At 69.9% G+C, this 12,547-nt stretch carries 10 protein-coding genes; 9 read left to right on the top strand and 1 reads right to left on the bottom strand.

What is annotated here, in order from left to right; genetic code table 11:
• The first annotated feature begins 42 nt into the window (after positions 1-42).
• The 3 genes from HFL01S_RS04100 to HFL01S_RS04090 all read left to right on the top strand — a co-directional run bounded on the left by HFL01S_RS04100 (position 43) and on the right by HFL01S_RS04090 (position 2,861).
• Positions 43-444 (top strand): hypothetical protein, encoded by a 402-nt coding sequence (locus tag HFL01S_RS04100; protein ID WP_066255054.1) that lies wholly within the window; start codon positions 43-45, stop codon positions 442-444.
• Between the two features lie 102 nt (positions 445-546).
• On the top strand, positions 547-1,710 hold the full coding sequence (locus HFL01S_RS04095; RefSeq protein ID WP_066255053.1) for a YjgN family protein: 1,164 nt from the start codon (positions 547-549) through the stop codon (positions 1,708-1,710).
• 11 nt (positions 1,711-1,721) lie between these two features.
• Entirely contained in the window at positions 1,722-2,861 is a 1,140-nt protein-coding gene (locus HFL01S_RS04090; protein ID WP_066255050.1) for a M48 family metallopeptidase, read from the top strand.
• A gap of 7 nt (positions 2,862-2,868) precedes the next feature.
• On the opposite strand, the gene trhP is transcribed toward HFL01S_RS04090, so the two are convergent.
• Positions 2,869-4,248: a prephenate-dependent tRNA uridine(34) hydroxylase TrhP gene (gene trhP / locus HFL01S_RS04085; protein WP_066255048.1), complete on the bottom strand. Its 1,380-nt coding sequence runs from the start codon at positions 4,246-4,248 to the stop codon at positions 2,869-2,871.
• 83 nt (positions 4,249-4,331) lie between these two features.
• Here trhP and acnA point away from each other — a divergent pair, with 83 nt between their 5' ends.
• The 6 genes from acnA to HFL01S_RS04055 all read left to right on the top strand — a co-directional run bounded on the left by acnA (position 4,332) and on the right by HFL01S_RS04055 (position 12,545).
• Positions 4,332-7,145, top strand: a complete 2,814-nt coding sequence (gene acnA / locus HFL01S_RS04080) for an aconitate hydratase AcnA (RefSeq protein WP_066255045.1) — start codon at positions 4,332-4,334, stop codon at positions 7,143-7,145.
• Between the two features lie 65 nt (positions 7,146-7,210).
• Positions 7,211-8,143 carry a S1C family serine protease gene (locus tag HFL01S_RS04075; RefSeq protein ID WP_066255042.1) on the top strand — a complete coding sequence of 311 codons (933 nt, stop codon included), beginning with the start codon at positions 7,211-7,213 and terminating at the stop codon, positions 8,141-8,143.
• Positions 8,144-8,159: 16 nt separating this feature from the next.
• Entirely contained in the window at positions 8,160-9,161 is a 1,002-nt protein-coding gene (locus HFL01S_RS04070) for an AAA family ATPase (protein ID WP_066255040.1), read from the top strand.
• Positions 9,162-9,174: 13 nt separating this feature from the next.
• A complete protein-coding gene (locus HFL01S_RS04065; protein WP_066255038.1) occupies positions 9,175-10,203 on the top strand; it encodes a DUF58 domain-containing protein in 1,029 nt (342 codons plus the stop codon).
• Positions 10,200-11,267, top strand: a complete 1,068-nt coding sequence (locus HFL01S_RS04060; RefSeq protein ID WP_066255033.1) for a VWA domain-containing protein — start codon at positions 10,200-10,202, stop codon at positions 11,265-11,267. The genes HFL01S_RS04065 and HFL01S_RS04060 overlap by 4 nt, the downstream gene beginning before the upstream one ends.
• 54 nt (positions 11,268-11,321) lie before the next feature.
• Entirely contained in the window at positions 11,322-12,545 is a 1,224-nt protein-coding gene (locus HFL01S_RS04055) for an FAD-dependent monooxygenase (protein ID WP_066255031.1), read from the top strand.
• Positions 12,546-12,547 lie beyond the last annotated feature (2 nt).

Below are 12,547 nucleotides of genomic sequence, written 5' to 3'. Positions count from 1 at the left end.
CCGAGCATCGGGCTCCCATCGTTTCACTTCAAGGAGTCCACCATGTTCACCATCTCTGCTCCCACCCTGCGTCGCGTGCTCTGGCTCGATGCCGCGAGCGGCCTGGGCATGGGCCTGTCCCATCTGGTGCTGGCCGAACCGTTGTCCGGCTGGACCGGCATTCCGGCCTCCTGGCTGCAGGTGGCGGCACTGGTCGTGTTCGGCGCGGCCTCATTGGCCGCCTGGCTCGCGAGCCGGGCTGAGCCCCCGGCGGGCGGCGTCAAGCTGCTGGCCGCCGGCAACTTCGCCTGGGTCGCGGCGAGCCTCTGGCTGGCCTTCGGCGCCGGCCTGTCGCTGACAGCGCTGGGCCTGGGCTGGGTGCTGGCGCAGGCGCTGATGGTGCTGGTCATGGCCGAGCTGGAGTGGGCCGGCGCCCGCCGGTCGCAGGGCCTGGCAATGGCCTGAGCCTCTGGCCCGCCGGGCGGGTTCGCGGAGGCGACAGCCGCAGCGGGACGCGGGTGGCGGACGGGCACAATGCCGCGTCTGTCACCACTGTCCCGCTGTCACATGCCCTTCAACGACAACCACATCGAGCCTTCCCCCGTCGCCACCGTCCGCCGCCTGCCCATCGAATTCACCGGTTCGGGCAGCGAGTACTTCCGGATCTGGATCGTCAACCTGCTCCTCCTTCTGGTCACGCTGGGCCTGTACTGGCCCTGGGCCAAGGTGCGGCGGCAGCGCTACTTCTGGGGCAACACCCTGGTCGATGGCGATCCGCTGGGCTTTCATGGCGATCCCAAGCAGATGTTCAAGGGCTGGGCGCTGGTCGGTGTGCTGTTCGTGCTCTACAACTGGGCCAGCAGCTTCTCCGCGGTGGCCGGCCTGGTGGCCTTCGTCGCGCTGGCTGCGCTGTGGCCGGCGCTTTGGCGTTCGTCCATGGCCTTCCGCATGGCCAATACCAGCTGGCGGGGGCTGAGGTTCCGCTTCGTGGGCTCGCTGCGCGACGCCTACCTGGCGCACCTGCCGCCGTTTCTGGTGGTGCTGCCGATGGTGCTGTTGTCGTTTGCCATCCCCGAGGATCCGGAGCAGGCCCCGCCCGAATGGGTGATGGCGTCCTTCGGTGGCGCGTTTGTGCTGCTGGTGCTGACGCTGCCCTGGCTGCTGTGGCGCATGAAGGCCTACCAGCACCGACACTACGTGCTCGGCCTCTTGCAGACCGATTTCCGCGCCAGCGTGGGTTCGTTCTACCTGCTGGCGATCAAGCCCTTCCTGCTGTTCGCCGGTGTGATGGGGCTGATCGCGCTGTACATCGTGACCAGCTTCGGCAGCGCCGGCGCGTTGGGCGGCCTGCTGGGCGAGATGATGTGGGTGCTGCCTGTTCTGGTTGTCGGCTTCTGGGTGCTCATGTTTCTGGGCATCGGTCCCTGGATCACCACGCGCCTGCAGAACCTCGTCTGGACCAAGACCGGCAATGGGCAGATGCGCTTCATCAGCCAGCTGCGCTTTCGCGACATGCTCTGGATGAGTATCAAGAACGGGCTGCTGATCGGCATCACCCTGGGGCTGTACTGGCCCTTCGCCAAGGTGGCGATGGCGCGCCTGCGGCTGGAGGCGGTGCACGTGCGCACTATCACCGACATGCAGGCCCTGCTGGCGGCGGAGCACGAGCGGCCCGCTGAGGCGGCGGGCGACGCCGCCGGTGATTTCTTCGGGCTGGACGTGGGTCTTTGAGCCCGGCGCCCATGGACACCTCAGCACCGTCCGCAAGCCAGGGCCTCACGGTCCGCTACTTTGACGGCCGCAGCAGCCGCCCGCGCGAGGTGCTGGCCTCGCTCGAAGACGGCCGGCTGCACCTGAAAGGGCCGGACGTGGACCGCACGATCGAGGCCCGGCGGGTGCAGTGGCCCGAGCGCACCCGGCGCGGGCCGCGCATTGCCCAGCTGCCGGATGGTGGCAGCCTGCAGTCCGACGACGGGGCGGCCTGGGACGAATGGGTCCGCTCGGCCGGCCACGGTGAGTCGGTGGTGGTGCGGCTGCAGCAGAGCTGGCGCGGCGTCCTGGTCAGCCTCCTGCTACTGGTGGTGGTGAGCGCGGCCGGCTATGTCTGGGGCCTGCCCTGGGCGGCGCGCGCGGTGGCCGACCGGTTCCCGGACGGCGTCGAGCAGCAGATCGGCGAGACGGTGCTGGCCCAGGTCGACGAGTTCGTGAAGCCCAGCCAGCTCAGCGCCCAGGAGCAGCAGGCCATCGAGCAGGCCTGGCAGCGGGTGCTGCGCGCGCACTCCGCGGCGCAGGCGGCGCGCGGCGTGGCGGTACGGCCCTCGCGCCTGCTGATACGCGCCAGCGAGGACATCGGCCCCAACGCGCTGGCGCTGCCGGGCGGCACCATGCTGCTGACCGACGACATGGCGCGGCTGCTGCAGCACGACACCGAGGTGATCGCGGGTGTGCTGGCGCACGAGCTGGGCCACGTGCAGCACCGGCACGGTGTGCGCATGCTGGTGCAGGTGGGCGTGCTCGGCTTCGTCACCTCGACGCTCTGGGGCGACTACAGCGGCGTGCTCGCCACGGTGCCGCTCTGGCTGGGCCAGGCCCACTATTCGCGCGAGGCCGAGCGCGAGGCCGATGCCTACAGCGTGACCGTGCTGCGCGACGCAGGCCTGTCGCCAGCGGTGATGATCCGGTTGTTCGAGCGCTTTGCGCTGTTCAAGCGCTGCGGCGACGACCTCCTCAAGTCCGTGCCGGCGGGCGGTGCGCCGGTGTGCCATGCCAAGGGCAACGAGGTGAAAGAGGACGAGGAAAAAGGCGGCTTCTGGGGTCTGGGCTTCGCCTCGCACCCGGCGGACGAGGACCGCACCGCCTTCTTCCGCGACGCGGCGCGCTGAAAGCCGGTCAGGCGATCAACCGGGCGATCAGGGCGCCCTCGCTGGGCGCGGCCAGCGGCACCCAGACCTTGATGGGGCTGCCCTGGGCGACGTCGATCGCCTCTCCGTCCAGGTTCTGCATGGCGTCCAGCTGCACCACGCGGTTGCCGCTGGGGTGGATGACTTCGAGCCGGTCGCCGACGGCGAAGCGGTTCTTGGTCTCCACCTGTGCCCAGCCGTCCTCACGCACCTGCAGCACCTCGCCCACGAACTGGCTGCGGTGGCTTTCGCTGTGGCCGGTGATGTAGTTCTGGTAATCGTGCGCCGGGCGGCGCTCCATCAGGCCGCCGGTGTAGCCGCGGTTGGACAGGCCTTCGAGTTCGAGCAGCAGCTCGGGGTTGAAGGGCTTGCCGGCCACGGCGTCGTCGATGGCGCGGCGGTAGACCTGCGCGGTGCGCGCCACGTAGTAGTGGCTCTTGGTGCGACCCTCGATCTTGAGCGAGTCGATGCCCATGGCGGCCAGCTTGCCCACGTGCTCGACGGCGCGCAGGTCCTTGCTGTTCATGATGTAGGTGCCGTGCTCGTCTTCCATGATCGGCATCAGCTCGCCGGGGCGGCCGGCTTCCTCGATCAGCCAGACCTTGTTGGCCTCGGGGTGGCGCTGGCCTGAGCCTGTCGTCGAGAAGGCGCTCGCGGCTTCCTCGTCTTCCTGCGCAAAGTTGAAGCCGTCCAGCTTGGCGACCGGGGCGGCGTCGCCGGTGTCGGTGTCGGTGGTGGCGGCCTGGGTTTTGTATTCCCAGCGGCAGGCGTTGGTGCAGGTGCCCTGGTTGGGGTCGCGGCGGTTGAAGTAGCCGCTCAGCAGGCAGCGACCCGAGTAGGCGATGCACAGCGCGCCGTGCACGAACACTTCCAGTTCGATGTCCGGGCAGTCGTTGCGGATGGCGGCGACTTCATCGAGGCTCAGCTCGCGGCTGAGGATGATGCGGGTCACGCCCTGTTTCTGCCAGAACTTCACCGCAGCGCTGTTGGTGGTGTTGGCCTGCACCGAGAGGTGGATTGGAACCTCGGGCCAGAGGCCTTTTTCCATCTGCTCGCGCACCAGCATGATTAGGCCGGCGTCGGCCATGATCAGCGCGTCGGGCTTGAGTTCGACCACCGGCTGCAGGTCGCGCAGGTAGGTGCGCAGCTTGTCGTTGTGGGCGATCAGGTTGCTGGTGACGAAGAACTTCTTGCCGCGCTGGTGGGCCTCGCCGATGCCTTCGGCAATCTGTTCGAGGCGGAATTCGTTGTTGCGCGCGCGCAGGCTGTAGCGCGGCTGGCCGGCGTAGACAGCGTCGGCGCCGAAGTTGTAGGCGGCGCGCATGCGGTGCAGCGAGCCGGCGGGCAGGAGCAGTTCGGGGGCTTTCATCAGGGGGTGGATTGTCCCGCATCGACCGGTTGTGTGCTTGCCGGATACCCGCGCGCCCCGCACAGGCATTCGCCCTGACCACAATGGGCCGCGTGTTTCAAGGAGATGCCCCCGTGCCGAACACCCGCTTCAAGCACCCGTTTTCAAGTGCCGTCAAAACCTTTCGCACCGCGTCCGGCAAGTCGGGGCGGTTCTATTCGCTGCCCGCCCTGGCGCAGCAGTTCCCCAATGTGAGCCGGCTGCCGGTGTCGCTGCGCATCGTGCTGGAGAGCGTGCTGCGCCACTGCGACGGCGAGAAGGTGCTGCCCGAGCAGGTGGCGCAGCTGGCCAACTGGCAGCCCAACGCACCCCGCACCGACGAGATCCCGTTCATGGTGGCGCGCGTGGTGCTGCAGGACTTCACCGGCGTGCCGCTGCTGGCCGACCTCGCCGCCATGCGCAGCACCGCCGAGCGCCTGGGCCACGACCCCCAGCGCATCGAGCCGCTGGTGCCGGTGGACCTGGTGGTGGACCACTCGGTGATGGTCGACCACTACGGTTCGAAGAGCGCGCTGGACCTCAACATGAAGCTGGAATTCCAGCGCAACAAGGAGCGCTACCAGTTCCTCAAATGGGGCATGCAGGCCTTCGAGACCTTTGGCGTGGTGCCGCCGGGCTTCGGCATCGTGCACCAGGTCAACCTGGAACACCTGGCGCGCGGCGTGCACCTCAAGGGCGGGCTGTACTACCCCGACACCCTGGTGGGCACCGACAGCCACACCACCATGATCAACGGCATCGGCGTGGTGGGCTGGGGCGTGGGCGGCATCGAGGCCGAGGCGGCCATGCTGGGCCAGCCGGTGGCCTTCCTCACGCCCGACGTGGTCGGCTTCGAGCTGACCGGCCGCCTGCGCGAGGGCTGCACCGCGACCGACCTGGTGCTCACCGTCACCGAGATCCTGCGCAAGCACAAGGTGGTGGGCAAGTTCGTCGAGTTCTTCGGCGAGGGCACGGCCTCGCTCTCGCTGCCCGACCGCGCGACGATTGCCAACATGGCGCCCGAATACGGCGCGACCATGGGCTTTTTCCCGGTCGACGGCAAGACCATCGACTACTTTCGCGGCACCGGCCGCGGCAGTGCCGAGATCGAGGCCTTCGAGGCCTACTTCCGTGCCCAGGGCCTGTTCGGCGTGCCCGGCGCACCGGGGGCCTCGCAGGCGGCGGGCGATATCCAGTACTCGCAGGTGGTGCGGCTGGACCTGGGACAGGTGACACCCAGCCTGGCCGGTCCCAAGCGCCCGCAGGACCGCATCGAACTCGGCCATGTGGCCCGTCAGTTTGCCGACCTGTTCAGCCGACCCGCCGCCGAGAACGGCTTCAACCAGCCGGCGGCGCTGCTGCACACGCGGCACCAGCCCCATCTGGGGGAGCAGCCCGTGCCCACCGCTCAGAAGAAGCTGACCATCGGCAACGGCGACGTGCTGATCGCCGCCATCACCAGCTGCACCAACACCAGCAACCCGAGCGTGATGCTGGCCGCCGGTCTGCTGGCGAAGAAGGCCGTCGAGGCCGGGCTGAAGGTGCAGCCGCACATCAAGACCTCGCTCGCGCCCGGCTCGCGCGTCGTCACCGAGTACCTGACTCGAACCGGCCTGTTGCCGTATCTGGAGAAACTGGGTTTTGCCCTGGCCGGCTATGGCTGCACCACCTGCATCGGCAATGCAGGGGACCTCCGACCGGACATCGGCGAGGCCATCGTCCGGAACGACCTGGTCTGCGCGGCCGTGCTCTCGGGCAACCGCAACTTCGAGGCGCGCATCCATCCCCGGCTCAAGGCCAACTTCCTGGCCAGCCCGCCGCTGGTGGTGGCCTACGCCATCGCCGGCACCGTGCTGCGCGACCTCATGACCGAACCGGTCGGCTTCGGCACCCGGGGTCAGGCGGTGTACCTGGGCGACATCTGGCCGTCCAGCGACGAGGTGCATGCGCTGATGAAGGCCGCGATGCACGGCAAGACCTACCGCGAGAACTACGAGCGCATTGCCACCGAACCGGGCGGGCTGTGGGAGCGCATCCGTGGCGTGGACGGCCTGGCCTACACCTGGCCCCAGAGCACCTACATCGCCGAGCCGCCGTTCTTCGACGGTTTCGCGCTGCAGGCGCCTGAACAGACCGACCCCGCTGTGCGCGCCGCGCGCGTCATGGCGCTGTTTGGCGACTCGATCACCACCGACCACATCTCGCCCGCGGGCTCGATTGCCGAAGCCTCGCCGGCCGGCCAGTGGCTGCTGGCCCACGGCGTGCAGAAGGCCGACTTCAACAGCTACGGCGCACGGCGCGGCCACCACGAGGTGATGATCCGCGGCACCTTTGCCAACGTGCGCATCAAGAACCTGATGTTGCCGGCCGGCCCCGACGGCTCGCGCGAGGAGGGCGGCTGGACGCTCTACCAGCACGAGGGCGCGGGCCAGGGCCAGAAGATGAGCATCTACGACGCGGCCATGCGCTACCGCGCGGCTGGCGTGCCGACCGTGGTGTTCGCGGGCGAGGAGTACGGTACCGGGTCGAGCCGTGACTGGGCCGCCAAGGGCACGCAGCTGCTGGGCATACGGGCGGTGGTGGCGCGCAGCTTCGAGCGCATCCACCGCAGCAACCTGGTGGGCATGGGCGTGCTGCCGCTGCAGTTCGCACCGGGCGATTCCTGGGAATCGCTGGGTCTGCGCGGGGATGAGCAGATCGACGTGCTGCCCCGGCCGGACCTGCAGCCGCTGAGCGAAGCCACCCTGGTGGTGACCCGTGCCGACGGCTCGCTCCTGACCCGTCCGCTGGTGCTGCGCATCGACACGCCGGTGGAAGTGAACCAATTCAAGGCCGGCGGAATCCTCCCCTATGTGTTGAGGCAGCTGCTGGGCGCTTGAGCCCGGCGCCGCAAACCGGCATCATCCGTTCAACGCGCCCGCGCCGGGCGCCCGAGGAGTCCGCCATGCGCCAGACCCCGCTCTACAGCCAATCGGCCCGCCCCAGCCCAGCGCGAGAGGCGGCGCGGGCGGAGAGCGACGCGGTCCCGGACGAGGCGCCACCGGCATCCGCACCCGCAGCGCCCCGGCCGCACTGGCGCCAGCGGCTGGCCGGCGCCGGCCGGGACCACCGCGTGATCTGGAGCGCCTGGCTGCTGGTGCTGGCCCTGCTGGGTGGCCTCTGGTGGCAGCAGTCCGCGAAGGCGCCCAGAGCCCTCACACAGAAAGACATCGACGCCGCCGTACTGCGTACCCTCAGCACCCAGAACCTGCCCTCGCGCGCCGCGCGCGCCGCCGAGAAGATCCGCCCCGCCGTGGTGCGTGTGGTGGCCTATGGCAAGGACAAGAAGGGCGAGGAGGTGGAGCTGGGTGTGGGCACCGGCGTGGTGATCCAGGACAAGGGCATCATCCTGACCAACCTGCACGTGGTGCAGTCGGCCCAGGGCGTCAAGCTGACCTTCGCCGACGGCAGCGAGTCCCGGGCCAGCGTGGCGGGCGTTCAGGCCCAGCACGACCTGGCCGTGCTGCAGGCCCACACCATTCCCGACGACCTGCACGCGGCCACGCTGCGCACCACCGCCGACCTGGTGCCCGGCGACGAGGTGGTGGCGGTGGGCTTTCCCTTCGGCATCGGTCCCTCGACCTCGGCCGGCGTGATCTCCGGCCTGGGCCGCTCCTTCAAGTCGCCCGAGGGCACGCAGGAGATCGACAACCTGATCCAGTTCGACGCCGCCGCCAATCCGGGCAATTCCGGCGGACCGCTGGTCACCATGGACGGCGAGGTGGTCGGTGTGGTCACCGGCATCCTCAACCCGACCCGCGCCCGGACCTTCCTGGGCATTGGTTTTGCTGTGCCCATCGAGAGCGCGGCCTCCGCCGCCGGTCTTCCCCCCTTCTGACACCAAGGAGCGTTTCATGAGCGAGAACACCAGCCCCGACACCGCCCAGCTCATGGAGCAGATCCTCTACGAGGTCAAGCGCGTGGTGGTCGGGCAGGACCGGTTCCTGGAGCGCGTCATGGTCGCGCTGCTGGCGGGCGGGCACCTGCTGGTCGAGGGCGTGCCGGGCCTGGCCAAGACGCTGACCGTCAAGACCCTGGCCAATGTGGTGCAGGGCCGCTTCAAGCGCATCCAGTTCACGCCCGACCTGGTGCCCGCCGACCTGGTGGGTACGCGCATCTACAACCAGAAGACCGGTGACTTCTCCACCGCGCTGGGGCCGGTGTTCGCCAACCTGCTGCTGGCCGACGAAATCAACCGCGCGCCGGCCAAGGTGCAGAGCGCGCTGCTGGAGGTGATGCAGGAGCGGCAGGTGACGATCGCGGGCGAGACGCACCGCGTGCCCGAACCCTTCCTGGTCATGGCGACGCAGAACCCGATCGAGACCGAAGGCACCTACCCGTTGCCCGAGGCGCAGGTGGACCGCTTCATGATGAAGGTGCTGGTGGACTACCCTACCGACGAGGAGGAGTACGTCATCGTCGAGCGCGTCGCCGGCCCGTCGGTGCAGGTCAACGCTGTGGCCACCACCGACCAGCTGGCCGCCCTGCAGGCCCAGTGCCGCGAGGTGTATGTCGACCCTTCCCTGGTGCAGTACGCGGTGAAGCTCGTGTCGGCCACGCGCACGCCCGAGAAGCACGGGCTCAAGGACGTGGGCCGCCTGATCACCTACGGCGCCAGCCCGCGCGCCACCATCGGTCTGGTCGAGGGGGCGCGTGCGCTGGCCCTGCTGCGCGGCCGCAGCTACGCGCTGCCCGAGGACATGGTGGCCTTGGTGCCCGACGTGCTGCGGCACCGGGTGGTGCTGTCCTACGAAGGCCTGTCTGAAGGGCTGAGCAGCGACGCGCTGATCGAACGCATCATGAAGGCGGTGCCGGCCCCGGCCAAGCCGCTGGAACACGAGCGCAAAGTGGCCTGAACGGAGCGCTGCCATGCTGCTGAGCCTGTTCAAGCGAAAAGCGCCGCCACCACCGGCCGACCTGCCGGTGGGCGACGGAGGACGCACGGAGGCCTTGCTCCGGCGTCTGGAATGGACGGTCCTGAAACGGCTTGATGGCCTGCTGCAGGGCGACCACCGCACGCTGATGCGCGGCACCGGGCTGGACCTGGCGGACCTGCGCGAGTACCAGCACCACGACGACGTGCGCCACATCGACTGGAACGTCACCGCGCGGCTGCAGACGCCGCACGTGCGCGTGTTCACCGAGGACCGCGAGATGGCGGCCTGGTTCCTGCTGGACCTCAGCCCCTCGGTCGATTTCGGCTCCGGCGAACAGCGCAAGCGCGAGCTGCTGCAGGGCTTCGTGGGCGTGCTGGCGCGGATGATCAGCCGCCACGGCAACCGCGTGGGCGCCATGCTCTACGGCGCGCGCGGTGGCGCTGCGGTCGACACGGTGCTGCCGGCGCGCGGCGGGCGTCTGCAGGTCTTGCGGCTCTTGCAGCTGATCGGCGCCGATGCCGCGGCGCCGCCCCCGCGCGGCGCGAAAGAGGCTGGCGCCACCCGCCTGGCCGACCTGCTGCACGCGGCGACGCTCAGCGTGCGCCAGCGCTCCACCGTGTTCGTGGTGTCCGACTTCATCAGCGAGCCCGGCTGGGAGAAGCCGCTGGGCGAGCTGGCGCGGCGCCACGACGTGGTGGCGGTGCGCCTGCTGGACCCGCTGGAGCTGGAACTGCCCGACCTCGGCATGATCCCCATCCGCGACGCCGAAACAGGCGAGCAGCTGATGGTGGACACCGCCGACAAGGGCTTCCGCCAGCGCTTCGCCCGGCTGGCCGCGCAGCGCGAGGCCGCGCTGCGCGAGAGCCTGGGCCGCGCGGGCGTGGACACGCTGGAGCTGTCCACCGGCGACGACCTGGCCGACGCCATCCTGCGTTTCGTGGACCTGCGCAAGCGCCGCAGCAGCCTGCGGCAGGGCCGGCCCGCCCACCTCGCGCCCACGCTTTCCGGAGCCGCCGCATGAAGGACCTACCCGTCAACTTCCTCTGGCCGCAGTTCCTCTGGCTGCTGGCCGTGCTGCCCCTGCTGGTGCTGCTGTACTGGTGGATCCTGCGCCGCCGCAAGAAGGTTGCGCTGCGCTACGCCAGCCTGTCCATCGTGCGCGAAGCCATGGGCCGCACCACCGGCTGGCGGCGCCACATTCCGCCCCTGCTGCTGCTGCTGGCGTTTGCCGCCATGCTGCTGGCCGCCGCGCGGCCGGTGGCCACCATCACGCTGCCTTCGACCCAGCAGACCATCATCCTGGCCATGGACGTCTCGGGCAGCATGCGCGCCACCGACGTGCAGCCCAACCGCCTGGTCGCCTCGCAGAACGCCGCCAAGGCCTTCCTCAAGGAACTGCCGCGGCACGTGAAGGTGGGCATCGTGGCCTTCGCGGGCTCGGCCCAGGTGGTGCAGCCGGTCACACTCAGCCGCGAGGACCTGAACGCCGCCATCGACAAGTTCCAGATGCAGCGCGCCACCGCCATCGGCAGCGCCATCGTTGTCGCGCTCTCCGAGCTGTTCCCCGGTCAGGTGGACCTGGCCAGCGTGACCTACGGCCGCGCCAGCAACGACCCGTTCGCGCCACAGGGCCGGGCCATCGACCAGCCGCAGACCGAGAAGAAGCCGTTCGAGCCGGTGCCAGCCGGCTCCTACGGCTCGGCCGCGATCATCCTGCTGACCGACGGCCAGCGCACCACCGGCGTCGACACTGCGGAGGCGGCCAAGATGGCGGCCGACCGAGGCGTGCGCGTCTACACCGTGGGCGTGGGCACGGTGGACGGCGAGGTGATCGGTTTCGAGGGCTGGTCGATGCGGGTGCGGCTGGACGAGGACACGCTCAAGGCCGTGGCGCGCGACACCAAGGGCGAGTACTTCTACGCCGGCACCGCCGAGAACCTCAAGCAGGTGTACGAGTCGCTGAGCACGCGGCTGACGGTGGAGAAGAAGGAGACCGAGGTCTCGGGCCTGCTGGCGCTGGCGGCGGCGGTGCTGGTGCTGTTGTCTGCTGGCTTGTCGCTGCTCTGGTTCAACAGGGTCCTGTAAACAACCCTGACATTCGTCAACGCTGGTGGGTGGCGGGCCGGCACAATCGCCGCCATGAATCAAAAGGTCGTCGTCGCCGGGGGCGGCATTGGGGGGCTGGCGTGTGCGCTGGCCCTGTCGCGCGCTGGCGTGGAGGTGGATCTGCTGGAGCAGGCCACCGCGTTTGGTGAGGTGGGGGCGGGCTTGCAGCTCGGGCCCAATGCGGTGCGGGTGCTGGAGCAGTGGGGGCTGTCCGGGGCGCTGCACGCCTGTGCGGCCTTTCCCGAGTCGCTGCGGGTGCGCGACGCGCACAGCGCGGCCTCGCTGGGCAAGCTCCGTCTGGGGCCCTTCAGCCGGGCCCACTACGGCGCGCCCTACGCCACCATCCACCGCGCCGACCTGCATGGCCTGCTGCTCGAAGCGGTGCAGCGCGAGGCCGGCGTCCGGCTGCACCTGGACACCCGCCTGGCCGGGTACGAGGAGACGCCCACAGGCATGCGCGTGACCTGCGAGAACGACACCGTCCACGAGGCCGATGCACTGGTGGGCGCCGACGGGCTCTGGAGCCGGGTCCGCATCGGCCTGCTGGGCAACCGGCCGGCGCGGGTGAGCGGCCACCTGGCCTACCGCGGCATGGTGGCGGCCAATGATCTCCCGGGTGTGATGCGCGAACCGGTGGTCACCGCCTGGCTCGGGCCTCGCCTGCACGTGGTGCACTACCCGGTGCGGCGCGGCGAGTGGTTCAACGTGGTCGCGGTGGTCGAGGGCTTGCTCGGCCGCGGCCACGGCGGCCCGCCCGGCAGCGACCCGCAGAGCTGGAGCCACGAGGCGCGGCAGGCCGACCTGATGCGTGCGCTCGGCCCGGTCTGCCCGGACCTCAAGGCCATGCTCGACCGGGTGGGTGGGTGGAAGCTCTGGGCGCTGAACGACCGCTCGCCGGTGGCGAGCCCCGACGAACACGCCCGCGGCCGCGTGGCCCTGCTGGGCGATGCGGCCCACCCGCTGCGGCCCTACCTCGCGCAGGGCGCGGCCATGGCCATCGAGGACGCCTGGACGCTCGGTCGTCTGGCGGGAGCGGCAGAGGAGGGCGCCATCGACTGGACCGCGCTGTTCGCGCGCTACGCGCAGACCCGCTGGCAGCGCAACGCGCGCGTGCAGGCCCGCTCGCAGCGCAACGGCACCATCTTCCACGCCAGCGGACCGCTGCGCTACGCGCGCAACGCGGCGATGGCGGTGCTGGGCGAGTCTCTGATCGACAATCCCTGGCTGTACAGCGGTCCGCCCGATCCGCTCGCATGACA

Origin of the sequence: Hydrogenophaga flava NBRC 102514, assembly GCF_001571145.1 — a bacterium.
Taxonomy (GTDB): domain Bacteria; phylum Pseudomonadota; class Gammaproteobacteria; order Burkholderiales; family Burkholderiaceae_C; genus Hydrogenophaga; species Hydrogenophaga flava.
Note: the sequence above shows the minus strand (reverse complement) of the source record. Positions and strands in the feature narration are given on the sequence as shown.